This window comes from Quatrionicoccus australiensis, from assembly GCF_020510425.1.
In the GTDB taxonomy this organism is placed as follows: Bacteria; Pseudomonadota; Gammaproteobacteria; order Burkholderiales; family Rhodocyclaceae; genus Azonexus; species Azonexus australiensis_A.
The window spans coordinates 991,785-1,017,553 of sequence record NZ_JAHBAH010000001.1 but is presented as its reverse complement, the minus strand read 5'-3'; the positions used below and the strand labels follow the sequence as shown (position 1 = coordinate 1,017,553).

At 62.4% G+C, this 25,769-nt stretch carries 18 protein-coding genes and 1 pseudogene; 13 read left to right on the top strand and 6 right to left on the bottom strand.

What is annotated here, in order from left to right:
- Positions 1 to 108 precede the first annotated feature (108 nt).
- The 4 genes from KIG99_RS20750 to KIG99_RS04980 form a co-directional block, all read right to left on the bottom strand.
- Entirely contained in the window at positions 109 to 8,040 is a 7,932-nt protein-coding gene (locus KIG99_RS20750) for a hypothetical protein (protein WP_319002358.1), read from the bottom strand.
- Between the two features lie 198 nt (positions 8,041 to 8,238).
- The gene (locus KIG99_RS04990; RefSeq protein ID WP_226459139.1) at positions 8,239 to 8,907 is read right to left on the bottom strand and encodes a carbonic anhydrase; all 669 of its coding nucleotides are present in this window, start codon (positions 8,905 to 8,907) and stop codon (positions 8,239 to 8,241) included.
- Entirely contained in the window at positions 8,880 to 9,446 is a 567-nt protein-coding gene (locus KIG99_RS04985; protein WP_226459138.1) for a hypothetical protein, read from the bottom strand. Before KIG99_RS04985 ends, KIG99_RS04990 begins: the two co-directional genes overlap by 28 nt.
- Positions 9,447 to 9,724: 278 nt before the next feature.
- Positions 9,725 to 10,291: a rhodanese-like domain-containing protein gene (locus KIG99_RS04980; protein WP_226459137.1), complete on the bottom strand. Its 567-nt coding sequence runs from the start codon at positions 10,289 to 10,291 to the stop codon at positions 9,725 to 9,727.
- A 162-nt stretch (positions 10,292 to 10,453) separates the two neighbouring features.
- Here KIG99_RS04980 and KIG99_RS04975 point away from each other — a divergent pair, with 162 nt between their 5' ends.
- On the top strand, positions 10,454 to 11,140 hold the full coding sequence (locus KIG99_RS04975) for a 2-phosphosulfolactate phosphatase (protein WP_226459136.1): 687 nt from the start codon (positions 10,454 to 10,456) through the stop codon (positions 11,138 to 11,140).
- A gap of 4 nt (positions 11,141 to 11,144) precedes the next feature.
- On the opposite strand, the gene KIG99_RS04970 is transcribed toward KIG99_RS04975, so the two are convergent.
- A complete protein-coding gene (locus KIG99_RS04970) occupies positions 11,145 to 11,981 on the bottom strand; it encodes a DNA-binding transcriptional regulator (protein ID WP_226459135.1) in 837 nt (278 codons plus the stop codon).
- Positions 11,982 to 12,277: 296 nt separating this feature from the next.
- On the opposite strand from KIG99_RS04970, the gene KIG99_RS04965 reads away from it, so the two are divergent.
- The 12 genes and pseudogenes from KIG99_RS04965 to KIG99_RS04910 all read left to right on the top strand — a co-directional run bounded on the left by KIG99_RS04965 (position 12,278) and on the right by KIG99_RS04910 (position 24,243).
- Positions 12,278 to 13,216 carry a 3-carboxyethylcatechol 2,3-dioxygenase gene (locus KIG99_RS04965; RefSeq protein WP_226459134.1) on the top strand — a complete coding sequence of 313 codons (939 nt, stop codon included), beginning with the start codon at positions 12,278 to 12,280 and terminating at the stop codon, positions 13,214 to 13,216.
- 51 nt (positions 13,217 to 13,267) lie between these two features.
- The gene (locus KIG99_RS04960; RefSeq protein ID WP_226459133.1) at positions 13,268 to 14,482 is read left to right on the top strand and encodes an acyl-CoA dehydrogenase family protein; all 1,215 of its coding nucleotides are present in this window, start codon (positions 13,268 to 13,270) and stop codon (positions 14,480 to 14,482) included.
- A 7-nt stretch (positions 14,483 to 14,489) separates the two neighbouring features.
- Complete coding sequence (locus tag KIG99_RS04955; protein ID WP_226459132.1) at positions 14,490 to 15,041, top strand: flavin reductase family protein; 552 nt, start codon at positions 14,490 to 14,492, stop codon at positions 15,039 to 15,041.
- A gap of 32 nt (positions 15,042 to 15,073) precedes the next feature.
- On the top strand, positions 15,074 to 16,207 hold the full coding sequence (locus KIG99_RS04950; RefSeq protein WP_226459131.1) for an ABC transporter substrate-binding protein: 1,134 nt from the start codon (positions 15,074 to 15,076) through the stop codon (positions 16,205 to 16,207).
- Positions 16,207 to 16,998, top strand: a complete 792-nt coding sequence (gene mhpD, locus KIG99_RS04945) for a 2-keto-4-pentenoate hydratase (protein ID WP_226459130.1) — start codon at positions 16,207 to 16,209, stop codon at positions 16,996 to 16,998. Before KIG99_RS04950 ends, mhpD begins: the two co-directional genes overlap by 1 nt.
- A 25-nt stretch (positions 16,999 to 17,023) precedes the next feature.
- Complete coding sequence (locus KIG99_RS04940) at positions 17,024 to 17,971, top strand: acetaldehyde dehydrogenase (acetylating) (protein ID WP_226440891.1); 948 nt, start codon at positions 17,024 to 17,026, stop codon at positions 17,969 to 17,971.
- Positions 17,972 to 17,998: 27 nt separating this feature from the next.
- Entirely contained in the window at positions 17,999 to 19,030 is a 1,032-nt protein-coding gene (gene dmpG / locus KIG99_RS04935; RefSeq protein WP_226459129.1) for a 4-hydroxy-2-oxovalerate aldolase, read from the top strand.
- A gap of 112 nt (positions 19,031 to 19,142) precedes the next feature.
- Positions 19,143 to 20,171, top strand: a pseudogene (locus KIG99_RS04930) (branched-chain amino acid ABC transporter permease); the annotation flags it as partial.
- Between the two features lie 39 nt (positions 20,172 to 20,210).
- A complete protein-coding gene (locus tag KIG99_RS04925) occupies positions 20,211 to 21,998 on the top strand; it encodes a branched-chain amino acid ABC transporter ATP-binding protein/permease (RefSeq protein WP_226461787.1) in 1,788 nt (595 codons plus the stop codon).
- Between the two features lies 1 nt (position 21,999).
- Positions 22,000 to 22,746 carry an ABC transporter ATP-binding protein gene (locus KIG99_RS04920; RefSeq protein ID WP_226459128.1) on the top strand — a complete coding sequence of 249 codons (747 nt, stop codon included), beginning with the start codon at positions 22,000 to 22,002 and terminating at the stop codon, positions 22,744 to 22,746.
- 19 nt (positions 22,747 to 22,765) lie between these two features.
- A complete protein-coding gene (locus KIG99_RS04915; RefSeq protein WP_226459127.1) occupies positions 22,766 to 23,350 on the top strand; it encodes a hemerythrin domain-containing protein in 585 nt (194 codons plus the stop codon).
- A 29-nt stretch (positions 23,351 to 23,379) separates the two neighbouring features.
- The gene (locus KIG99_RS04910; RefSeq protein ID WP_226459126.1) at positions 23,380 to 24,243 is read left to right on the top strand and encodes an alpha/beta fold hydrolase; all 864 of its coding nucleotides are present in this window, start codon (positions 23,380 to 23,382) and stop codon (positions 24,241 to 24,243) included.
- A gap of 229 nt (positions 24,244 to 24,472) precedes the next feature.
- Here KIG99_RS04910 and KIG99_RS04905 read toward each other — a convergent pair whose 3' ends face one another.
- Positions 24,473 to 25,459 carry a hypothetical protein gene (locus KIG99_RS04905; protein ID WP_226459125.1) on the bottom strand — a complete coding sequence of 329 codons (987 nt, stop codon included), beginning with the start codon at positions 25,457 to 25,459 and terminating at the stop codon, positions 24,473 to 24,475.
- Positions 25,460 to 25,769 lie beyond the last annotated feature (310 nt).

Sequence of the window (25,769 nt, the reverse complement as noted above, 5' to 3'; positions counted from 1 at the left end):
GCGCAGCGGCGGGCGGTCGACCCGCAGAAAAGTGCAAAAACCGCAGCGTTTGTTGCAGCCGGCTTGGTCGTGGCAATCGGCCCTCAGCATGACCGAGGGCCGTAATGATCAGAAAATGACGAAGTCGGACGCGGTCAGTGTCGGCTGGCCGATCAGGGTTGCGAACTGGACGGCCGCGCCGGCACCGTTGCCGTCTGCATCGTAGTAAAGCTTGCCAGTCGTCGTGTTGTAGAGGATGTGATCGTTGGCATCGACGGCCACCCCATTGCCAGCAACAAAATTGGCATTGGACAAGCTGCCGGTTGCAGTCAGCTTGGTGAAGATGCTGTTTTCCAGCTGGATGACATCCTCAAGGTGGGCAAAATCGGTGATGGTGTCGACGTTGGTGCTGCCATTCAGGGCGGTATCAAACCGGAAGGTGTCATTGCCCGTACCGCCAGTCAGGACGTCATTGCCCAGTTTGCCCTGGATCAGGTCGTTCCCGTCATTGCCTTCCAGTTCGTTAATGCTGGCATTGCCGATCAGGGTGTTGGCATCATCGTTGCCTGTCAGGTTGAAGAGGCCTGTTCCGGTGAGTGTCAGATTCTCGAAGTTCACGAAGTTGGGGTGAGACGTCAGGTTCGAGAGATCGATATCGATTGCCGAGGTAGATGTGTTGGAGAAGCCAATCACAATGGTGTCGTCGCCTTCCCCCGCCTGTTCGGTGACATTGGCCAGTTCAGCACTCAGGTCGAGGATGTAGGTGTCGTTGCCCAATCCTCCGATAAAGGTATCTACGCCTGCCTTACCGTCGAGTGTGTTGTTGCCGTCGTTGCCGGTAAGAAGGTTGCCAAGTGCGTTCCCCGTGCCGTTGAGATCGCTGATGCCAGTCAGCGTCAGATTTTCAACGAAGTTGCCCAAAGTCCAGGTCACCGAGGCTTCAACGGTATCGACGCCGGTGGCGTCGATACTGCTGGTGCTTGCTGTCGTTTCGTAGACTTTGTCCCCCAGGTTGTCGACAACGTAGGTGTCGTTGCCGGCTCCGCCCAGCAGGATGTCGGCACCGTTGCCACCATCGAGTCGGTTATTGCCACTGTTGCCGGTGAGGGTGTTGATCAGCGCGTTGCCCGTGCCGTCGATGTGACTGACGCCGAGCAGAGTCAGGTTCTCGATGTTGTCGGAGAGGGTGTAGGTCACGCTGCTTTTCACCAGGTCAACTTCGGTTGTCAGCGTGGAGGTTTCGACAGCGACATCTGACGAGTTATCGACCAGATAAATGTCGTTGCCTTTGCCGCCGACAAGCCGGTCGGCGCCAACGCCGCCATCGAGGATATTGGCCAGATCGTTGCCGCTCAGGGTGTTGTCCAGCAAGTTGCCGGTCAGGTTATAGGCGACTGCGTTGATCAGCATTGCATGCTCAACATTCTCTGCGAGCCTGTAGGTGCCGCCGCTTGTGGCGATGGCTACCTTGACCAGGTCCGTCCCTTCGCTGCCGACTTCCGTGATGACGTCAAGGAGGTTGTCGACGATGTAGGTGTCGTTGCCGGCGCCACCGATGAGGGTGTCGATCCCGGTGCCACCATCAAGGGTGTCGTTGCCGCCATTGCCAATCAGGGTGTTGACTGCTGCGTTGCCGGTGAGGACGTTGTCCAGAGCATTGCCGGTGAGGTTGAAGGCAACCGTATTGGTCAGCGTGGCCTGCTCGAGGTTGTCGCCTAGGGTGTAGGTGCCGTTGGCGGTGGCGATGGCAATCATCACCGTGTCAACTTGAGGGCCGGTGAGGCCAAAATGGGTGTAGTCCTCATCGTAAATGTCATCAGCAAGAGAATCGATGATATAGGTGTCGTTGCCAGGCCCGCCGAGAAGGATGTCGCGACCGGCTCCGCCATCGAGCGTGTCGTTCCCGGCATAACCTTGGAGAACGTCGTCGCCGGCAAGACCCAAAATCACGTTGTCGGCATCATTGCCAAAGAGGGTGTTGCGAGCGGCATTGCCGGTGAGGTTGAGTTTACTGGTGCCGGTAGCTCCAGCGTCAATTTCTTCAATGAATTGCAGGGAGGCCGCGAGGGTCAAAGTGACGGCAGTGGTATTGGTGGAGATGCCTCGCAACTGAATTAAATCGCCGTAATCCGTGGTTGAGGTTTCGATGATTTTGTCCTGCAACATCCCGGCCGAGGTGAGGTCGACGATATAGGTGTCGCTGCCGGTTCCGCCAATGAGAGTGTCGGCACCGGCACCACCGTCAAGGGTGTTGATCCGATCATTGCCGGTCAGAATGTTGTCCAGTCCATTGCCGAGAAGGTCAATAGCAACATAGACATCGTTTTCAAGGCGCGCGTTTTCGAGATTGGCGCCGAGAGTGTAGTAACCGCCGAACATGGGGATGGCCACCTTGACCGTGTCAATGCCTCCGGAAGCCTCTTCGGTGATGATGTCGGCGAAGGTGTCTACGACATAGGTGTCGTTCCCGGCCCCCCCTCTCAGGGTGTCAGCGCCGGCGCCGCCGTCGAGGATATTGGCGGCGGCATTGCCGGTGATCGTATTGGCATCGGCGTTGCCGGTGCCGTTGATGGCGGCGCTGCCGGAGAGGGTCAGGTTCTCCAGGCCGGCGGCCAGTGTGTAGGTGCCGCTCGCCAGTTTTGCGATGACGGTGTCTGTCCCTGATGTTTCCGAGATCACATCGCCGGCGACATCGACGATGTAAGTGTCGTTACCGGCCCCGCCGATGAGGCGGTCGATCCCGGTGCCGCCATCGAGGGTGTCGTTGCCGTCGCCACCGTTCAGGATGTTGGCGACCGCATTGCCGGTGAGGACATTGTCCAGAGCATTGCCGGTGAGGTTGTAGGCAACCGTATTGGTCAGCGTGGCCTGCTCGAGGTTGTCACCCAGTGTGTAGGTGCCGTTGGCGGTGGCGATCGCGACCTTGACGAGATCAGTGCCGGCGTCGTTGCCTTCAGTGATGCTGTCACCGATGCTGTCGACGAGATAGGTGTCGTTGCCGGTGCCACCGATGAGGCTGTCGTTGCCGATGCCACCGTCGAGGGTGTCGTTGCCGGCACCACCGTAGAGCGTGTCATTGCCGGCCAGGCCGGCCAGGGCGTTGTCCGCATCGTTGCCGGTGAGGATGTTGGCGGCCGTGTTGCCGGTCAGGTTGAGTTTGCTGGTGCCGGTGGCGCTGGCGTCGAGGTTCTCCAGGGTGGCCGCGAGCGTCAGGGTGACGGCGGCTGCATTGCCTGATGTGCCGCGCAATTGCAGGGTATCCCCGGTGTCGGTGGTGGGGATTTCACTGACCGTGTCCTGCAGTGCCCCCGCCGCCGTCAGGTCGACGATGTAGGTGTCGTTGCCGGCACCACCGATCAGGGTGTCGATCCCGCCCGCTCCATCGAGGATGTTGGCACCGGTGTTGCCCGTGATCGTGTTGGCGAGTGTATTGCCGGCCCCGTTGATATCAGCGCTACCGGTCAGGGTGAGCTTCTCGACGTACTGCAACTGATTGCCGTTGGTGGTGTCGGCAAGGCTGTAGGTGATGCCTGACTGAACCGTGTCGATTTCGCCGGCAAGGCTGCTCGTTTCCTGCACGACATCGCCCGCAGTGTCGACGACATAGGAGTCCCCGCCGGCACCACCGATCAGGGTGTCAGCGCCGGCGCCGCCGTCGAGGATATTGGCGGCGGCATTGCCGCTGATCGTATTGGCATCGGCGTTGCCGGTGCCGTTGATGGCTGCGCTGCCAAAGAGGGTCAGGTTCTCGAGGCCCGCGGCCAGGGTGTAGGTGCCGCTCGCCAGTTTGGCGATGACGGTGTCTGTCCCTGATGTTTCCGAAATCACATCGCCGGCGACATCGACGATGTAGGTGTCGTCGCCGGTGCCGCCGACCAGGGTATCGATGCCGGTGCCACCATCGAGGGTGTCGTTGCCGTCATTGCCAATCAGGGTATTGACTGCCGCATTGCCGGTGAGGGTGTTGTCCAGAGCATTGCCGGTGAGGTTGTAGGCGACGGTGTTGGTCAGCGTGGCCTGCTCGATGTTGTCACCCAGAACATAGGTACCATTGGCCGTGGCAATGCCAACCTTGACGAGGTCTGTGCCGGCGTCGTTGCCTTCGGTGATGCTGTCAACGGTGCTGTCGACCAGATAGGTGTCATTGCCGGTGCCACCGATGAGGCTGTCGTTGCCGATGCCACCGTCGAGGGTGTCGTTGCCGGCGCCGCCGTAGAGCGTGTCATTTCCGGCCAGGCCGGCCAGGGCGTTGTCCGCATCGTTGCCGGTAAGGATGTTGGCGGCGGTGTTGCCGGTGAGGTTAAGTTTGCTGGTGCCGGTAGCGCTGGCGTCGAGGTTCTCCAGGGTGGCTGTGAGCGTCAGGGTGACAGCGGCGGCGTTGCCTGACGTGCCGCGCAATTGCAGTGTGTCGCCGGTGTCGGTGGTGGGGATTTCACTGACCGTGTCCTGCAGTGCCCCCGCCGCCGTCAGGTCGACGATGTAGGTGTCGTTGCCGGCACCACCGATCAGGGTGTCGATCCCGCCCGCTCCATCGAGGATGTTGGCACCGGTGTTGCCGGTGATCGTATTGGCCAGGGCGTTGCCGGTGCCGTTGATGTCTGAGCTACCGGTCAGGGTGAGCTTCTCGACGTACTGCAGCTGATTGCCGTTATTCATGTCGGCAAGGCTGTAGGTGATGCCTGACTGAATCGTATCGATTTCGCTGGCGAGGCTGCTGGTTTCCTGCACGACATCGCCCGCAACGTCGACGACATAGGTGTCTCCGCCGGCCCCTCCGATCAGGGTGTCAGCGCCGGCGCCGCCGTCGAGGATATTGGCGGCGGCATTGCCGGTGATCGTATTGGCATCGGCGTTGCCGGTGCCGTTGATGGCGGCGCTGCCGGAGAGGGTCAGGTTCTCCAGGCCGGCGGCCAGTGTGTAGGTGCCGCTCGCCAGTTTTGCGATGACGGTGTCTGTCCCTGATGTTTCCGAGATCACATCGCCGGCGACATCGACGATGTAAGTGTCGTTGCCTGCGCCGCCGATGAGGGTGTCGATACCGGCGCCACCATCGAGGGTGTCGTTGCCGTCGCCACCGTTCAGGGTGTTTACGGCGGCGTTGCCGGTGAGGACGTTGTCCAGGCTGTTGCCGGTGAGGTGGTAGGCAACCGCGTTGGTCAGGGTGGCATTCTCGAGGTTGTCGCCGAGGGTGTAGGTGCCATTGGCGGTGGCGATCGCGACCTTGACGAGATCGGTGCCGGCGTCGTTGCCTTCGCTGACGCTGTCACCGGTACTGTCGACGAGATAGGTGTCGTTGCCGGTGCCACCGATCAGGCTGTCGTTGCCGATGCCGCCATCGAGGCTGTCATTGCCGGCGCCACCGTCGAGCGTGTCATTGCCGGCCAGGCCGGCCAGGGCGTTGTCCGCGTCGTTGCCGGTGAGGGTGTTGGCGGCGGTGTTGCCGGTCAGGTTGAGCTTGCTGGCGCCGGTGGCGCTGGCGTCGAGGTTCTCCAGGGTGGCTGCGAGCGTCAGGGTGACGGCGGCTGCGTTGCTTGATGTGCCGCGCAATTGCAGGGTGTCGCCGGTGTCGGTGGCGGGGATTTCGCTGACCGTGTCCTGCAGGGCGCCCGTTGCCGTCAGGTCGACGATATAGGTGTCGTTGCCGGCGCCGCCGAGCAGGATGTCGATCCCGCCGGCGCCATCAAGGGTGTTGGCGCCGGTGTTGCCGGTGATCGTGTTGGCGAGGGTATTGCCGGTGCCGTTGATGTTTGAGCTACCGGTCAGGGTGAGCTTCTCGACGTACTGCAGCTGATTGCCGTTATTCGTGTCGGCGAGGCTGTAGGTGATGCTCGACTGAACCGTGTCGATTTCGCTGGCGAGGCTGCTGCTTTCCTGCACGACATCGCCCGCAGTGTCGACGACATAGGTGTCCCCACCGGCACCACCGATCAAGAGGTCAGCGCCGGCGCCGCCGTCGAGGATATTGGCGGCGGCATTGCCGGTGATCGTATTGGCATCGGCGTTACCCGTGCCGTTGATGGCCGCGCTGCCGAAGAGGGTCAGGTTCTCGAGGCCTGCGGCCAGGGTGTAGGTGCCGCTCGCCAGTTTGGCGATGACGGTGTCGGTGCCCGAGGTGTCGGAAATCACGTCGCCGGTGACATCGACGATGTAGGTGTCGTCTCCAGCGCCACCGATGAGGCTGTCGATCCCGGCGCCACCATCGAGGGTGTCGTTGCCGTCGCCGCCGTTCAGGGTGTTGACTGCCGCATTGCCGGTGAGGACGTTGTCTAGGCTGTTGCCGGTGAGGTGGTAGACAACCGCGTTGGTCAGGGTGGCATTCTCGAGGTTGTCGCCGAGGGTGTAGGTGCCATTGGCGGTGGCGATCGCGACCTTGACGAGATCCGTGCCGGCGTCGTTGCCTTCGCTGACGCTGTCACTGGCGCTGTCGACGAGATAGGTGTCGTTGCCGGTGCCGCCGATCAGGCTGTCGTTGCCGATGCCACCATCGAGGCTGTCGTTGCCGGCGCCGCCGTCGAGCGTGTCATTGCCGGCCAGACCGGCAAGGGCGTTGTCCGCATCGTTGCCGGAGAGGATGTTGGCGGCCGTGTTGCCGGTGAGGTTGAGCTTGCTATTGCCGGTGGCGCTGGCGTCTAGATTCTCCAGGGTGGCCGCGAGCGTCAGGGTGACGGTGGCTGCGTTGCCTGACGCGCCGCGCAATTGCAGGGTGTCGCCGGTGTCGGTGGTGGGGATTTCGCTGACCGTGTCCTGCAGGGCACCCGTTGCCGTCAGGTCGACGATATAGGTGTCGTTGCCGGCGCCGCCAATCAGAGTGTCGATCCCGCCCGCTCCATCGAGGGTGTTGGCGCCCGAGTTGCCGGTGATCGTGTTGGCAAGCGCATTGCCGGTGCCGTTGATATCGGCCGCGCCGGTCAGGGTGAGTTTCTCGACGTACTGCAGCTGATTGCCGTTATTCGTGTCGGCGAGGCTGTAGGTGATGCTCGACAGCACCGTGTCGATTTCGCTGGCGAGGCTGCTCGTCTCTTGCACGACATCGCCCGCAACGTCGACGACATAGGTGTCTCCGCCAGCACCCCCGATCAGGGTATCGGCGCCGGCGCCGCCGTCGAGGATGTTGGCGGCGGCATTGCCGGTGATCGTATTGGCATCGGCGTTGCCCGTGCCGTTGATGGCGGCGCTGCCGGAGAGGGTCAGTTTCTCCAGGCCGGCGGCCAGGGTGTAGGTGCCGCTCGCCAGTTTGGCGATGACGGTGTCGGTACCCGAGGTGTCGGAAATCACGTCGCCGGCGACATCGACGATGTAGGTGTCGTCTCCAGCGCCACCGATGAGGCTGTCGATACCGGCGCCACCATCGAGGGTGTCGTTGCCGTCGCCACCGTTCAGGATGTTGACTGCGGCATTGCCGGTGAGGACGTTGTCCAGAGCATTGCCGGTGAGGTTGTAGGCGACGGTGTTGGTCAGGGTGGCATTCTCGAGGTTGTCACCCAGGGTGTAGGTGCCGTTGGCGGTGGCGATCGCGACCTTGACGAGGTCGGTGCCTTCGCCTGGATTCTCGGTGACGGAATCGCCGGTGCTGTCGATTACGTAGGAGTCGTCACCGGTGCCGCCGCTCAGGCTGTCGTTGCCGGTGCCACCGTCGAGGCTGTCGTTGCCGGCTCCCCCCTCAAGCGTGTCATCTCCGCCATTGCCCTTGAGCGAATCGTTTCCGGTGTAACCGTTCAGGAGATCGTTATATGCCGATCCATTGAAGGTGTCGTCGTTCTGAAAGATGTAGGAAATCAGACCGTTGGCATTTCCGCTATTCACATAGTTGGCAACGGTGACGGCGCTATAACTGCCACCTTTAATGTCATAAATCTTCCTTCCGAACTCATAGTAGTCCGTTGAGCTTACTGTGCCGGCAACAATTTGATCGTAAGCATACGTGAACCCTGACCCGTAATAATTCTGGACATAGTCGCCGCTGCTGATCTGGATCTGATTGGACGTTGCAATGGTGACGTATCCATACCAGGTTTGAGCATTGCTCATGATGGTCGGGTAGTAGGCGGTCGCTATGGCCATTGCTTGGTTTTCCTGTTGTGAGCCTGTGGAGATAGTTCTCTATGATCTTTGAAAAATAAGCAAAATGAAATTAAGACAAAGGTCATAGCCTTATCTGGGACCTTGTTGTTTGCCCGTGTTTATCTAGCGCTAATGCAGCGCATACTGCCCGGTCGATAGTTCAAAACTGAATAATTGCTCCACCCTGGAGCCGCCAGTTCAGGGCCCCCAGGGCGCGCGTTTGCCCTTGGTCTCCAGGGCGCAGGTCTGTGGATTGGCGGCGAGCGGGACGAAATGGCGGCTGTTGCCGTCGAGGGCGTCGATCGAGCCACTGGCGATGTCATATACCCAGCCGTGCAGGTTGAGCCGGCCTTGCTCGAGCGCCAGCGCGACAGCCGGGTGGGTGCGGATGTTGGCGAGCTGGGCGATGACGTTCTCGCGCACCAAAGCATCCATGCGCGCCTGCGCCGTCGCGTGCTGGCGCGCATCGATCACGACTTTGGCCGAATCGGCGTAGCGCAGCCAGTGCGCCACCGCCGGCAGGTGGGCCAGGCACTGGCCGGTGGCGATGGCGCCTATCGCGCCGCAATCGGAGTGGCCGCAGATGACGATGTCGCTGACCTTGAGCACGGCCACCGCGTATTCCACCGAGGCCGAGACGCCGCCCGGCTCCGGCCCGTAGCTGGGCACGATGTTGCCGGCATTGCGGATCACGAAAAGATCGCCCGGGTCCTGCTGGGTGAGCAGTTCGGGCACGACCCGGCTGTCCGAGCAGGTGACGAACAGGGCGCTTGGACTCTGTGCCTTGGCCAGGCGCTGGAACAGTTCGCTGTGTTCGGGAAAGACGTTCTGCTGGAAGTTCAGAAAGCCGTCGATGATTTTTTGCATGCGCTCAGTTCCTGTGATGGTTGCGGTAGAAATGGACTGTTTCTGCCAGGCGGCCGGGTGGAAAGTTCGGCCAGGACTGCCGGCGGCACGGCCAGACCTCGTGCCTTCGCCGATTTGATGGCGCTGTGGTGCGCCGCACGGTGGGCAGCCAGACCGGCCCGGCTGTAACCCTGCTGCACGACGCCGGGCGGCAGGCAGCCTCCGCCGCGTTGTTCCGCCGCCGCCAGGATCAGCGGAATCGACAAGCCGGCGCCGCGCTGCCGGGCGGCGATCCACAAATACGAACCGTGATAGAAACCGACGATGCGCCCGTCCCGGAACAGCGCGCTGCTGTAGCCGGTTGTCGCCTGGCGGATCGTATGGCGACCCAGATCGGTCAGCGGCGCTTGCCAGGCCAGCCCGGCCAGTCGCGCAAGCAGGCTGGCGGCCTCGTCATCGCTGACGCGCATCAGCTCGGAGGGATGCCGGATGCCGGCGCCGGCAAAAGCGATGAAACTGCGCTGCCATGCCGCTCCTTGTGGCGCGGCCAAATCGTTCAAATGCAATGTTGTGCAACCATGAAGCAAAAAGAAGCCCGCACGCGGCGGGCTAAACTCACTCCGAAGGAGAGGAGGAGGAGACAAGGCCAGTCTACCGAGGCAGCAAGGGGCATGGGGCAATGCTTTTTGATGTTATGCTTAAGTCTGGCTAATGCATGGCAAGTTGCCGGACGGCAGCCTGGCGGCCATTGCTTCGGCGTGGCGGCGTATCACTCCCGGAAAAGAAGGCGCAAAAAAAGCGGCCGTAGCCGCTTTTTGCCGATCTGTTGAGGGCCAGATCAGAATTCGTCCTTGACGATGGGGAAGCCGAGCGCATCCCAATCCAGCATGCCGCCGCGGTAGTAGTAAATCTTGTCCACCGGGAAGCCGTCGCGCACCATGGCATTGATCGCGGTCGGGCTTTGCGGGCAGACCGGGCCGTTGCAGAAGGCGTAGACCTTCTTGGCTTTGCTGCAATCCCACTTGCCGCCGGCCTTGCTGCAGCCGAGCTCGTCCATGCGCCCGGAAACCAGAGTGTAGGGAATGTGGTACGAGTTGGGGATGGTGCCCTTGATGCGGTCGTCCGGCTCACGCATGTCGACGATCAGTGCATCCTTGTCGTTCATGGCATGCAACATTTCGATTTCGGTGACCGGATGCACGCCGGGCACCGGAATCAGCGGCTGCAGCCAGCCCTTGTTCTTGGCGCAAGGCGTCATGGTGCGGGTGATGACGAAGGGGCCGTTCTTGGTTTGCACGACGAACTGCTTGTCTTCGCCGATGATGCGCAGCAGCTCCTTTTCCTGCGCCATGACGCCGGTCGTGACAGCGAGAATCGCCGCGGCTGCGAGTAGTTTCTTGATCATTGGTTTACGCCTCCTGTTATAGGTATAAGTGCCGCCACATAAGCGGTCACGAATATTCTAAATTAACAATGTTGCAGGCAGCAAACCGGCGTGTGTTCGGGTGGGCTTTCCCTGGCGCCGGGCCTGACGGTATGCTTGTCTGCCTGCGCCTATCGGTCGACCATGAAATTTTCGCGAATTTTCCTGAACCGCCTGCAAAACCAGGTCGACACCGCTGACACGGTGGTCGTCATCGACGTACTGCGCTCGTTTACGACGGCAGCGGTAGCGCTGGCCAACGGGGCGACGGCGATCTATCCGGTCGAGGGGATTGCGGCGGCACAGGTGCTGGCCGGGCGCATTGCCGGTGCGCTGTCGGTTGGCGCGGTCGGCGGCGGCGATCCGGTGCCCGGCTTCGATTTCGGCAATTCCCCGTCGGCCTTGCTGCCGGTCGACCTGCGCGGCCAGCCGATGGTGATGAGTACGGCGGCCGGTGTGCGCGGCCTGCAGCGTTACCGCCAGGCGCGCCGGCTCTACGCGGCGAGCCTGGTCTGTGCGCGGGCGACGGCGGAGGCGATCCGCGCCGCCGGGGCCGATGAAGTCTGTTTCGTGATCACCGGCGAATGGGTGGATCGCGATGGTGACGAGGACATCGCCTGCGCCGACTACATCGAGGCCCTGTTGTGCGGTCAACCGGTGGAACCTGCGGTATTTGCCGAACGGGTGCGCACATCCGATTTCGGCCGCCGTTTCACGGCCGGTACCTGGCCCAACCTGCCGCTGGCCGATCTGGATCTCTGCGCCGAGGTCGATCGTTTCGACTTTGCCATGCCGGTGCTGCACGACGGCGAGCATCTGGTCATTCGCTGATCTTTCAGGCGCCCGGCAGTGGCTCGGGCGGCATGGCTTTGCCGGTGTCGCGCTCTTCCAGCAGACTTTCGATTTTGCGGACCGCAGCGGTCAGCGGTTCGAGATAGCGCGCGGCGGCATCGGCGACCGGCATCGCCTTTTTCAGGAAGACGACGTTGATGCTGGCCAGCACTTGCCCCTTGTGGCGGACCGGCATGGCGATCGCCGCAATCTTGCTCTGCTGGCCCCATTCGCCTTCGTTGGCGGCGTAGCCCTGGCGCCTGACCTTTTCCAGCAATTGCTCGATCAGCACGCGGTTGCGCGCGAAATTGGCTTGCTCGTCGTTGCCGGCGACCAGCAGATGCAGCACTTCGCGCCTTTCCTCTTCGCCGCAGAAGGCGAGGTAGGCGCGCCCGGCCGAGGTGAACAGCACCGGCATGCGCTGGCGGATCATCGCGCGGTGGAAGGAGAGCGGGCTGAAGCGGTGCGTTGTTTCACGCACCAGCATGTTGTCGCCGTCGAGCGTGCACAGGTCGGAAGGCCAGACCACTTTTTGCAGCAATTCGCCGAGCACCGGGTTGGCGATTTCGGAAATCCATTCGTCGTCGGTGAAGCCGTCGCTGAGCTGGCGGATTTTCTGGTTCAGGCGGTAGCTGTCGTCGGACGCGCTGCGCCGGACATAGCCTTCGGCCTGCAGGGTTTCGAGCAGGCGGCGCACGGTGGTGCGGTGCAGGCCGGTCTTGGCGCTCAGCTCGGCGATGCTGGCCCAGCCGTCGGCCGACAGGTTGATCGCATGCAGGATGGCGAGGCCGCGGCTCAAACCCTGGACATGGCGATAGCTTGCACCGCTCGATGGTCGCATTTTTGTTCCATTTTTAAATAAAAGTTATTGTAAAAACAATGTTGTGCATATTGTGCACAATCCGGAGATAAATTTTCTTCGGCGCTTGCGTCTCCCTAGAATGGCCTCACCAAATAAAACAACGAGGCGTGGAGATGAAATCGATGGATCGCGACATGGATACCGGCCAGGCGCCGGCGCAAGACCGCTAGTTCAGCCGGTCAAGCTTATTTCCCTACCCACAATCTGGCCGTAACGCCCGGGAAGGCAAGCCCTCCCGACGGGAGCGGCTTGCCTGAAGTCTGCAAGGAGCATGCATGAGCATCAAGTTGAAATGCCTGTCGCACACGCCGTTACGCGGCCTCAACGACCCCGGCGCCGATGTCGTCCGCGAGGTCGATGAGATTCTCGCCAAGGCGCGCGCCGAAGTCGAAGCCTTCGACCCGGAGTTGATCGTCGTCTTCGCGCCGGATCACTACAACGGCCTGTTCTACGATCTGATGCCGCCGTTTGTGATCGCCACGGCGGCCGACTCGGTCGGCGATTACCAGACCCAGCTCGGACCGCTATCGGTCGACAAGGATCTGGCCCTCGAAATGGCCAAGTTCATTCTCGACAGCGACATCGATATCGCCATCTCGCACCGCCTGCAGGTCGACCACGGCTGCACGCAGACGCTGGAAGAAATGACCGGCAGCCTGACGCGCTACCCGGTGATTCCCATCATCATCAATTCGGTGGCGCCACCGTTCGGCCCTTATCGCCGGGTGCGCAAGCTCGGCGAAGCGGTCGGCAAGTTCATCGCCAAGCTCGACAAGCGCGTGCTGATCCTTGGCACCGGCGGTCTGTCGCACGAACCGCCGGTACCGCTGCTCGCCGGTGCACCGGAGGAAATCGCCAATTTCCTGATCGCCGGGCGCAACCCGACGCCGGAATTCCGTGCCGCCCGCCAGGCCCGCACCATCGCCACCGGCAAGATCTTCGGCACGCCGGACTGCGAGCTGACGCCGCTCAACGCCGACTGGGACCAGGCCTTCATGCAGCTGCTCCAGGACGGTCGACTGGCTGAAATCGACGATTTCTCCATCGAGGAGATTTCCCGCGCCGCCGGTCGTTCGACCCACGAAATCCGCACCTGGGTCGCTGCCTTCGCAGCGCTCGCCGCTGCCGGCAGCTACACCGCCCGCCAGGATTACTACCGCTCGATCAACGAATGGATTGCCGGCTACGGCGTGCTCAGCGCCGAACAGGCCTGATCCGTCGCTCGCCACCACACCGATGCATCACACCTTTGGAGATGTAAACACATGAACATGACCGAAACCCTGATCCCGAGCGAAGCTGAAATCGTCCAGCGCGCCCACGACATGATTCCCATGCTGCGCGCCCAGGCCGCCGACTGCGAAAAGAACCGCATGGTTTCCAAGGAAGTCATCCAGGCCTTCAAGGACGCCGGTTTCTTCAGGATCCTCCAGCCCAAGCGCTGGGGCGGCTACGAAATGAACCCGAACGTGCTCAACAAGGTGCTCATGGAACTGGCGCGCGGTTGCCCGTCCAGCGCCTGGAACGTCATGGTGCTCGGCGTGCATCCGTTTGAAGTGGGCCTGCTGCCGGCCAGCGTCGGTGACGAACTGTGGGGCGAAGACAATACCAAGCTCGTTTCTTCTTCCTACGCGCCTTTCGGTACGGTTTCCAAGATCGAAGGCGGTTACAAGCTGAACGGCGAATGGCTGACTTCCAGCGGCTGCGACCACGCGGCCGGCGGCGCCTTCGTCGGCGGCCGCGTCGAGGAAAACGGCGAACTGGTCTTCCGTTCCTTCTGGGTTCAGCGCAGCGATTTCGAGATCGTCGATGACTGGTTCGTCGTCGGCCTGGCCGGCACCGGCTCCAAGAAGCTGATCATCAAGGATGTCTTCGTTCCCGACTACCGCAGCCACGCCATCGGCGCCTACGACGAGCACTCGCACGGCGGTGTCGAGAATCTCTACAAGATGCCCTTCTTCTACGTTTTCTACGCTGCCGTGTCGTCGGTCATCATCGGTATGGCGCGCGGCATGGTCGATCTCTACGTCGAGCACATGGTGCCGCGTCAGAACCTGAACCAGGCGGTCGGCGCCGCGGTGAACGATCCGTTCATCAAGAGCAAGCTGGGCGAGGCCTACGCCAAGATCATCGGTGCCGCGTCGCGCGTCATCCAGAACACCGAGGAAGCCTGGAGCTTTGCTTCCAAGGGCCAGATGGTGCCGCTCGACATCCGCATCCGTCACTTCGCCACGAACCAGTTCACTGGCGGCGAGTGCTTCGAAGCGGCGCACATGATCTTCAAGAAGACCTCGACCCGCGGCGTCTGGATGAACTGCCCGATGCAGCGCCAGATGCGCGACATCCTGGTTGGTGCCAATCACATCACGCAGAACCAGGACAACATCGGCGACCTGCTCGGTGGCTACCTGCTCGGCAATCCGCTGCCGCAACCCAATCCGTTCGGCGCCAAGCCGGCCGCGACCACCCAGTACCAGTGAGGCGGGCATGAGCCAGGACATCAACCAACTGCTCGACTGGACGCCGAACGCCCGGCTGGCTGCCTTGCCGCCGGTCACTTCGGAAGAGCACCGCTACGGCATGCGCCACTTTGCCGTCGGCGTCACCATCATCACCGCCCGCGACGGTGAGACGCGCGCCGGCCTGACCGCCACAGCGGTCTGCTCGGTGACCGCCGATCCGCCCCGGCTGGTCGTCTTCGTCAACAAGAACGTCGCCGCCAGCGACGTCATCCTGAACAGCGGCGCGCTCTGCGTCAATGTGCTGGCCGGCGACCAGGAAGAGGTCGCCAAGGTCTTCGCCGGCATGCTCAAGGAAGTCCATGGCGAGGCCCGCTTCGAGCACGGCCGCTGGCGTGAGCTGGCGACCGGCGCGCCGACGCTGGATGGCAGCCTGGCCAATTTCGACTGCCGCGTCATCAAGGTGTTCGACGAAAGCACGCACCACGCATTTCTCTGTGAAGTGCTCGCCACCTGCGAGCGCAACGACGGTGAAGCGCTGATCTACCTGAACGGCGCCTTCCGCCGCATTCCGCAATAACGATTTTCCTACCCCATCGAGGAGACATAACAATGAAACCGAACAAGATCCTGAGCCTGTGCATTGCCGCCCTGGCCGCCACCCCGGCCTTTGCCGACATCAATATCGGCGTCATCGCCTCGTTGACCGGTCCGGCCGCCGCCCTCGGCGCCGAAACGCGTAAGGCCGTGGCGCTCTTCCCGGCCAGCGTCGGCGGCGAGAAGGTCAATTACATCCTGCTCGACGACGGCACCGACCCGACCAATGCCGTCAAGAATGCGCGCAAGCTGATTTCCGAAGACAAGGTCGACGCCATTCTCGGCCCCAACCTGATCAGCACCGCCGTCGCCATCGCCGATGTCGCCAACGGCGAAAAGACGCCGATGGTTTCCGTCGCGCCGCTCGACGTCTCTGGCGACAAGCGTGGCTACATTTTCCGCAGCGAGCCGTCGGCCGACCTGATGGTCAATCGTATCGTCGCCGACATGCTGGAAAACGGTGCCAAGACAGTCGGCTTCATCGGCTTCTCCGATTCCTGGGGCGAACTGCTCCTCAAGGCGCTGACCAAGGCGAGCGAAGGCAAGCTGCAGATCGTCGCCAGCGAGCGTTACGGTCGCGCCGATCCGAGCGTCCAGGCGCAGGTGCTGAAAGTCCTCGCTGCCAAGCCCGATGTGGTCTTCGTCGGCGCTTCCGGCACGCCGGCCGCGATGCCGCAGATCACGCTGCGCGAACGCGGCTTCAAGGGCCGGATTTATCAGTCGCATGGCGTGACCAGCAAGGAATTCCTGCGCGTCGGCGGCAAGAATGTCGAAGGGGCGCTGATCCCGGTCGGTCCGGTGCTGGTGGCCGAACAACTGCCGGACAGCCATCCGGCCAAGAAGAACGCCGTTGCCTTCGTCAAGGAACTGGAAGCCAAGAACGGCCCGGATTCACGCTCGACCTTCGCCGGCGCCTCGTGGGATGCCTGGCTGCTCGCCCAGAACGGCATCAACGCAGCGCTCAAGGCCAAGACCAAGCCGGGCACGCCGGAATTCCGCGCCGCGCTGCGTGACGGTATCGAAAAGAGCAGCAAACTGGTCGGCACCAATGGCGTCTACAGCATGTCGGCCACCGATCACGCCGGTTACGACGCCGCGGCCATCGTCCTGATCAAGGTCGAGAACAATCACTGGAAACTGGTCAAGTAATGGGCGCCGATCAAATGCTCAGTACTGAAGCCGCTGCCGCCCTGCTCATGGCGGCAGCCCGCAGCGGCCAGCCCATCGCGCCGCTGCGCGAGCGCCTGGCGGCGACCAGCCAGGAAGCCGCCTACGCCGTCCAGGAGGTCAATACCCAAGCCTGGCTGGCGGAAGGCCGCCGCCTGGTCGGCCGCAAGATCGGCCTGACCTCGCTCGCCGTGCAGGCGCAGCTGGGTGTCGATCAGCCCGATTTCGGCATGCTGTTTGCCGACATGGCGGTCGGTGACGGCGAGCCGGTGGCCTTGTCGCGCCTGATCCAGCCCAAGGTCGAAGCCGAAATCGCCCTGGTCATTGGCCGCGACCTGACGCACGAACGCCATACCTACGCCGACCTGATCGGCGCCACCGAATACGCCGTGCCGGCCATCGAGATCGTCGATAGCCGCATCGAGAAGTGGAACATCCGCTTCGTCGATACGGTGGCCGACAACGCCTCGAGCGGCCTGTTCGTGCTGGGCGGTCAACCGCGCAAATTGAGCGATTTCGACATCACCGACTGCGCCATGGAAATGCGCCGCGGCGACGAAGTCGTCTCGCGCGGCAATGGTCGCGCCTGTCTGGGCAGCCCGCTCAATGCGGCGATCTGGCTGGCCGACGTGATGGTGCGCTGCGGTCGCCCGCTGCTTGCCGGCGACATCATCCTGACCGGTGCCCTCGGACCGATGGTTGCCGTTAGCGAGCCCAGCCGCTACGACGTGCGCATCGCCGGTCTCGGCACGGTCAGCGCGCTGTTCGCCTGAACTTCATTCCCCACGGAGAAACCCCATGAAAAAAATCAAATGCGCGTTGATCGGGCCCGGCAACATCGGCACCGATCTGCTCTACAAGCTGCAACGCAGCCCGGTGCTCGAGCCGGTCTGGATGGTCGGCATCGACCCGGAGTCGGAAGGCCTCAAGCGCGCCGCCGAGATGGGCCTGAAAGTCACCGCCGACGGTGTCGACGGCCTGCTGCCGCATGTGCTGGCCGATGAAGTGCAGATCGCCTTCGACGCCACTTCGGCCTACGTGCATGCCGAAAACACCCGCAAGCTGAACGCCCTCGGCGTGTTGATGATCGACCTGACGCCGGCCGCGATCGGTCCCTTCTGCGTGCCGCCGGTCAATCTCAAGGAACTGGTCGGGCAGGGCGCGATGAACGTGAACATGGTGACCTGCGGCGGGCAGGCGACCATTCCGATGGTCGCCGCGATTTCCCGCGTGCAGAAGGTCGGCTACGGCGAAATCGTCGCCACGATCAGCTCGAAGAGCGCCGGGCCGGGCACGCGCAAGAACATCGACGAATTCACCCGCACCACCTCGGGCGCCATCGAGAAGGTTGGCGGCGCCGAGCAGGGCAAGGCGATCATCATCATCAACCCGGCCGAGCCGCCGCTGATCATGCGCGACACCGTGCATTGCCTGACGGTCGACACCCCGGATCAGGCCAAAATCACCGAATCCATCCACGCCATGATCAAGGAAGTCCAGAAGTACGTGCCCGGCTATCGCCTGGTCAATGGTCCGGTCTTCGATGGCAAGCGCGTCTCGGTCTTTCTCGAGGTGCAGGGGCTGGGCGACTTCCTGCCGACCTATGCCGGCAATCTCGACATCATGACCGCCGCCGGTGCGCGCACCGCCGAAATGTTCGCCGAGGAAATCCTCGCCGGGCGCCTGGTCCTCGCGCCGACCGCGACGGCCGGCGTCGCCAAGACTGCCGGTTGCGGCGCGCACTGAGCGCCGCACGAACCCCAGGAGAAAAAGATGAATCTCAAAGGCAAGAAAGTAACCGTCCACGACATGACCCTGCGTGACGGCATGCACCCGAAGCGCCACCTGATGTCGCTCGAACAGATGATCGATATCGCCACCGGCCTCGACGAAGCCGGCGTGCCGCTGATCGAGGTGACCCATGGCGACGGCCTGGGCGGCTCGTCGGTCAACTACGGTTTTCCGGCCCATACCGACGCCGAATATCTCGGTGCGGTGATCCCGAAAATGAAGAATGCCAAGATCTCGGCGTTGCTGCTGCCCGGCATCGGCACCGTCGATCACCTGAAAATGGCGCACGATCTCGGCGTCCATACCATCCGCGTCGCGACGCACTGCACCGAGGCCGATGTCTCCGAGCAGCACATCAAGATGGCGCGCAAGCTGGACATGGACACCGTCGGTTTCCTGATGATGGCGCACATGGCCAGCCCGGAAAAGCTGGTCGAACAGGCCCGCCTGATGGAAGGCTACGGCGCCAACTGCATCTACGTTACCGATTCGGCCGGCTACATGCTGCCGGACGACGTCAAGGTCCGCCTGAGTGCGGTGCGCGCCGCGCTCAAGCCGGAAACCGAGCTTGGCTTCCACGGCCACCACAACATGGCGATGGGCGTCGCCAACTCGATCGCCGCCGTCGAAGCCGGCGCCAACCGCATCGATGCGGCGGCTGCCGGCCTCGGTGCCGGGGCGGGCAATACGCCGATGGAAGTGTTCATCGCCGTGTGCGACCGCATGGGCATCGACACCGGTGTCGACACCTTCAAGATCAGCGATGTCGCCGAAGACCGCGTCGTGCCGATCATGGATCACGTCATCCGCATCGACCGCGATTCGCTGACCCTGGGCTATGCCGGCGTCTATTCCTCCTTCCTGCTGTTTGCCAAGCGGGCCGAGCAGAAATACGGCATTTCAGCGCGCGAGATTCTCGTCGAACTGGGCCGGCGCGGCATGGTCGGCGGTCAGGAAGACATGATCGAGGACACCGCGATCACCCTGGCGCGCGAGCGCGGACTGACCGTCTGATGAGGCCGGGGCGGACGCCTTGAGGCCCGTCCCGGTTTTTGCCCTGTCCTGATCGTCGACCGCTGCGCTTTGTCATCGCACAAGCGCAGCGTTTGCACTGGAGTTCTTCCGCATGGATGTTCAAATCTTCGCATTGCTGGCGCAGGACGGTATCACCAACGGTGCCGTCTATGCCTTGCTGGCCCTGGCGCTGGTCCTGGTGTTTGCCGTCACCCGGATCATCTTCATTCCCCAGGGCGAATTCCTCGCCTGGGGCGCCCTGACCATGGCGCTGCTCGAAAGCGGCCGTTATCCGGGCACCGTCTGGCTGCTGCTCGGGGCCGGCGTACTGACCCTGGGCGCCGATATCCTGGCCAGCCGGCCCGGACGCCGCCAGCTCGGCGGCTCGCTGCTCTGGAATCTCGCCTATCCGCTCGCCCTGGCGGCGCTGCTCTGGGTGCTGCCGCTTGGCGAGCTGCCGCAACTGCTCAAGGTGGTGCTCACCCTGGCCATCGTCGTGCCGCTCGGGCCGATGCTCTATCGCGTCGCCTTCCAGCCGGTCGCCGAGGCGCCGGTGCTGGTCCTGCTGATCATCTCGGTCGCCCTGCATCTGCTGATGGTCGGGCTCGGGCTGCTCGTCTTCGGTCCGGAAGGTTCGCGCACGCTGCCGTTTAGCGAGGCGCAGGTCGAAGTCGGATCGCTGCTGGTCGGCGGCCATACCCTGGTCGTGCTGGCGGTGTCGCTGCTGCTGATCGTCGGTCTCTACCTGTATTTCGACCGCACGCTGGCCGGCAAGGCCCTGCGCGCCACCGCCATCAACCGCAACGGCGCCCGCCTGATGGGCATCTCGCCGGCTTTGGCCGGCCGTCGGACCTTCTTCTTTGCGGCCCTGATCGGCACGCTGTCCGGCCTGCTGGTGGCGCCGCTGACCACGATCTATTACGACAGCGGCTTCCTGATCGGTCTCAAGGGCTTCGTCGCGGCGATCATCGGCGGCCTAGCCAGCTATCCGCTCGCCGCGGCCGGCGCCATCGTGGTCGGTCTGCTCGAATCCTTCTCTTCCTTCTGGGCCAGCGCCTTCAAGGATGTGCTGGTATTCACGCTGATCATTCCGGTGCTGGTCTGGCTGTCCTGGAAGACCCACCATGTCGAGGAAGAGGAAACGGCGCAGGTGGTGACGACGGCGCGGCGCGACGGCTGGATCAGCCCGCGTTTCGTGCTGGCGGCATTTTTGCTCATTCTGGCCGGTGCACCGCTGGTTTTGCCCGAGTTCTACGTCACGCTGCTCAACTACGTCGGCCTCTCGGCCCTGGTCGCGCTCGGCCTGGTGCTGCTGACCGGCGTCGGCGGTCTGACCTCCTTCGGGCAGGCGGCCTTTGTCGGCCTCGGTGCCTACACCACGGCCTGGCTCAGCACCTCTGCGGAATTGCCGGCGTGGCTCGGCTTCGCCGGCGGTTCGCCCTGGGCGGCATTGCTCATCGGCCTGCTGCTGACGGCGACGGTGGCCCTGATCATCGGTTCGGTGACGCTCAAGCTGTCCGGGCATTACCTGCCGCTGGGCACCATGGCCTGGGGGATCAGCCTGTTCTTCCTGTTCGGCAACATGGAATTCCTCGGCGGCCACGCCGGCCTCTCCAACCTGCCGGCGATCAATGTCTTCGGCGTCGAGCTGCTCGACAACCGCGCTTACTACTATCTGGTCTGGGCTTTCGTGCTGGCGGCGCTGTTCACCACCAAGAACCTGCTCGATTCGCGCGAAGGCCGCGCCATCCGCGCTCTCAAGGGCGGCATGGTGATGGCCGAGGCGATGGGCGTCGATACCTCGCGGGCGCGCATGGTGATCTTCGTCATCGCCGCCCTGCACGCCTGCGCCGCCGGCTGGCTCTATGCCCACCTGCAGCGCTTCGTGAACCCGACGCCGTTCGGCCTGCACATCGGCATCGAGTACCTGTTCATGGCCGTCGTCGGCGGTGCCGGGCAGGTCTGGGGCGCGCTGGTCGGGGCCGGGGTGATCACCGTCCTCAAGCAGTGGTTGGGCGACATCCTGCCCAAGCTGTTCGGTTCGGCCGGCAATTACGAAACCATCGTCTTCGGCCTGTTCATGATCGTCCTGCTGCACCGGGCACGCGACGGCCTGTGGCCGCTGCTCGCTCGCCTGCTGCCGGTGCGCATTGACGCCAAGGTGGTCGATCAGAATGCCGAGGCCTTGCCGAAAAAGGCGCAGCCGCCGCACGGCGAGGTCATCCTCGAAGCCAAGGCGGTGACGCGCAAGTTCGGCGGTCTGGTGGCCAACAACAACATGAGCCTGCATGTCGAGGCCGGCGAGATCCTGGCGCTGATCGGCCCGAACGGCGCCGGCAAGAGCACGATGTTCAACCAGCTTTCCGGCGTCGATACGCCGACTTCCGGCGAAGTGCTGTTCCGCGGCCAGCCGGTGGCCGGCCACAGCTCGCGTGAAATCGCGGCGCTCGGCATGAGCCGCACCTTCCAGCATGTCCGCCTGCTGCCCAACATGAGCGTCCTCGAAAACGTCGCCATCGGGGCGCATCGGCGCGGCAGCAAGGGTGTATTGCCGGCGGCCTGGCGTCTCGATCGCGTTGAAGAGGCGCGCCTGCTGCGCGAAGCGGCGATCCAGGTCGAACGCGTCGGCCTGGGCGAGTTCATGCACGTCGAAGCCGGCAGCCTGGCACTCGGCCAGCAGCGCATTCTCGAAATCGCGCGGGCGCTGGCTTCCGATCCCTGCCTGCTGCTCCTCGACGAGCCGGCCGCCGGCCTGCGCCTCAAGGAAAAGCAGGCGCTCGCCGAACTGCTCAAGCGCCTCAAGTCGGAAGGCATGGCGGTGCTCATCGTCGAGCACGACATGGATTTCGTCATGAGCCTGGTCGACCGCGTCGTGGTCATGGAATTCGGCGAAAAGATCGCCGAAGGCCTGCCGGAAGAAATCCAGAAGGATCCGGCGGTGCTTGAAGCTTATCTAGGGGGCGTCTGAGATGGCCAACGTACTTGAAGTCAAAGACCTCTCGGTCGCCTACGGCAAGGTCGAGGCGGTCAGCAAGATCAGCCTGGAAGTGGGCGAGGGCAAGATCGTCACCGTGATCGGCCCGAATGGTGCCGGCAAGACGACGACGCTGTCGGCGATCATGGGCCTGCTGCCGTCTTCCGGCCAGGTGGCGTTCGACGGCAGCATCGAACAGGTGCCGGAAGTCGAGCGCATGGTCGTGCGCGGCATGAACCTGGTGCCGGAAAAGCGCGAGCTGTTCGGCACCATGAGCATCGAGGACAACCTGCTGCTCGGCGCCTTTCAGCGCGACCGGCACGGCCATCGCGATCACCGGCAGACGATGGAGGAGGTCTATGCGCTCTTCCCGCGCCTGAAGGAGCGCCGGCTGCAGCAGGCCGGCACGATGTCGGGCGGCGAGCGCCAGATGCTGGCGGTCGGCCGCGCGCTGATGGCCAAACCCAAGCTGCTCATGCTCGACGAACCCAGCCTTGGCCTGGCGCCGCTGATCGTGCGCGAGATCTTTCGCATCATCGCGGAACTGCGCCGGCGCGGCGTCTCCATCCTGCTCGTCGAGCAGAATGCGCGCGCCGCGCTGCAGGTCGCCGACTACGCCTACGTGCTGGAAAACGGTGCGGTCAAGATGCAGGGCGAGGCCGAAATGCTGCGCAACGATCCGCGCGTCATCGAAAGCTATCTCGGCCTGGCGAGCAAGCACCAGGAACTGCTGTCGACCTGACGGCGATTGGAGAACAGACATGGAAGCACTACACATCATCGGCGAGGAGCACCAGTCGCTGGCCGCCATCCTGCATGCCGTCCGTTTCATGCTCAAGGAAGTTGCCGCCGGCAAGCTGGCGTCCGACCTGCCGCTCTTCCAGGCCATGGTGCATTACCTCGACGCCTACGCCGAGAAGCGCCATCACCCGAAGGAAGACCTGCTCTTCCGCCGCCTGCCGCAGCGCACCGCCGAAGGTGCCGAGGCGCTGGTCAAGCTCGGCCAGCAGCATGCCGCCGCGCCGCAGCGCATGGCGGCGCTGGAACAGGCGCTCGCCGCCTACGTTGCCGATGCCGGCCGGTTCAATGAGTTTGCCGCTGCCTTCGAAACCTATGCCGAGTTCTACCGCGAGCACATGCTGCTCGAGGAAGAAGTTGTCCTGCCCCTGCTGCGCAGCCACCTGACGCCCGCCGACTGGACCGAACTGGATCAGGCCTTCCGCGCCGAAATGGCCGCCAAGTCGGGCAAGGATGGCAATGAAGAGAATTTTTCCGCGCTTTTCTCGCGCCTGGTCGATTGCGCTCCGGCGCCGATCGGCTTCGGCCCGCGCCCGTTCGGCAACTGACCCCACCCCATATCAAGAAAGGAACACCCATGAGCACAGCACCCCTGAGCGAAGCCGCCAGCAGCCGTTTTGCCCGCATCAAGGAAGGCGATCTCGACCTGCAACTGCACTACAACGACTGCGGCAGCGGCGCCGAGACGGTGGTCATGCTGCACGGCTCCGGCCCCGGCGCCAGCGGCTGGGCCAATTTCAACCGCAACGTCGAGCCGCTCGTTGCCGCCGGCTACCGGGTCATCCTGATGGATTGCCCGGGTTGGAGCAAGAGCGATCCCATCGTGTGCACCGGCTCGCGCTCCGACCTCAACGCCCGCGCACTCAAGGGCCTGCTCGATGAATTGAAGCTCGATCGTGTGCACGTCATCGGCAACTCGATGGGCGGCCACTCCGCCGTCGCCTTCGCGCTCGCCAACCCGGGCCGCGTCGGCAAGCTCGTCCTGATGGGTGGCGGCACTGGCGGCCCCAGCCAGTTCGTGCCGATGCCGACCGAAGGCATCAAGCTGATCCAGGCGCTCTACCGCGAGCCGAGCATCGAGAACCTCAAGAAGATGATGGCCGTCTTCGTCTTCGACAGCAGCAGCCTGACCGAAGAGCTCTACCAGGCCCGCCTCGACAACATGCTGGCGCGGCGCGATCACCTGGAAAACTTCGTCAAGAGCTTCGCCGCCAACCCCAAGCAATTCACCGACTACGGCCCGCGCCTCGGCGAAGTCACCGCCCCGACCCTGATCATCTGGGGGCGCGACGACCGCTTCGTTCCCATGGACATCGGCCTGCGCCTGCTCTGGGGCATGCCCAACGCCGAACTGCACATCTTCAACCGCTGCGGCCACTGGGCCCAGTGGGAACACGCCGCCAAGTTCAACCGCATGGTGCGCGAGTTTTTGCAGGATTGAGCGGCGCTTTCGTCTCTGCGGTACCTTTTGCCGCCCTTGGGCGGCATTTTTTTGGTTTTGTGCCGTTCTGGACGGTCGACCGGTTGGAAAGGCCGGTTTTTGGAAATTGGCCAGGAGGGTTTGGCTGGCTAGCTAGCAGCCATTTTTATCGGATCCGGTTGGGATGGGTGATGTCTGGTGTGTGCCCTGAACTGCCGCTGCCAGCAATCGAAAGAGGCCACTCAGAAGCTTAGGGGATTGATACCAGACTCAATACTTCGGGAGGAGCCGAAATGCTTTGAACGAGCCCATCTTCTCCCCAAATGACCAAATATTCATCCCAATTTGCTGTCCAATATTTCCATTCGGCCTGGGATAATGCCTTTGTGCTATCGGTCCGCGGATAGCCTAGAGAGATAACGACTTGCTCCCGAGTCATTCCTTTGCATACTTTGCCGGCGGCAATTGCCTCCTGGATTCTCGGCGGATAATTCTTGATCCTAGTTTTTGGATCATTATTTACCATGAGCTTTGCCAAATACTGCTCTTTGGTCTCTTGTTTTCGACCGTAGTCATGGCCAATTCGCATTTCTCGCGAATCTATGAGCACGCTGGCACGGTTAAATCCGAAACCTTTTAGCACGATTGGCGTTCCAGCCGGAATCATTGGCAACGTTGTTTCATTTGTATCACTGATCCAATCGTCTTTGTAGTGAAGGTTGCAACATGTAAATTGTGCTCCAGCCATGGCTTTTTGAGCGTCTCCGGCTATTTCAAGATCAATAATCTTTTCACCGACTTGAGTACCTGTGTTCCACTCCGTAAGCCATACCTCTCTCCTTAGCGGTTCAAGTACGCCTGCGACCCGATAGATCATGTCAGGCTTAAGTTCCACATCAATTTCACCGGATACCTTTGCGAACGATGAGGGTCGTAATAGATACTCAATTGGCGCTGCCGTTCCAAACTGACCCGTAAGCGTTAAACGATGCTTTCCGGCAGCCACATAACGCTCCACTGGCATCGGATACAAGTTTCGTCCTCGCCCAATATTCGCGCGAATGCTTCGCTTCATCGAGTTTTCTTCGATGGGCGTACCGTCTACAGCAGTTAAAACGAAGAAAGCGGCCCGCCCTCCATCTTCGCTGAGTGCCGAGTCCCAGATAAGAGCACTTGGGTAATCGGGTTTGACGACAATATGGGTTTGGCTACATCCGCCCAACAGGAAAATACTCATTAGCGAAAGTGCTGAGCGAAATTTCATGACTTCCATAACATGGTTAGCGGCGTTGCTGATTGGGGAGTAACTGAACTTCATTGCAAATAATACGGACACGATTGAATCAACTCAAAATTTTTGAATGACAATGAGATTATCCGATGCCGCTCTCCTTATCAATCAACAATAATATGAGCAGAGCCAATGCACGCTATGGTGAACTTTCGTAGGGGCCGCTCCTGGTCGACTCCTTCCACCGAAAGCAAATAACCCCCACCGGTAAACAGCCCAAGGGCCGCGCTTTTGGCGCGGCCCTTGTCTTTTTGCC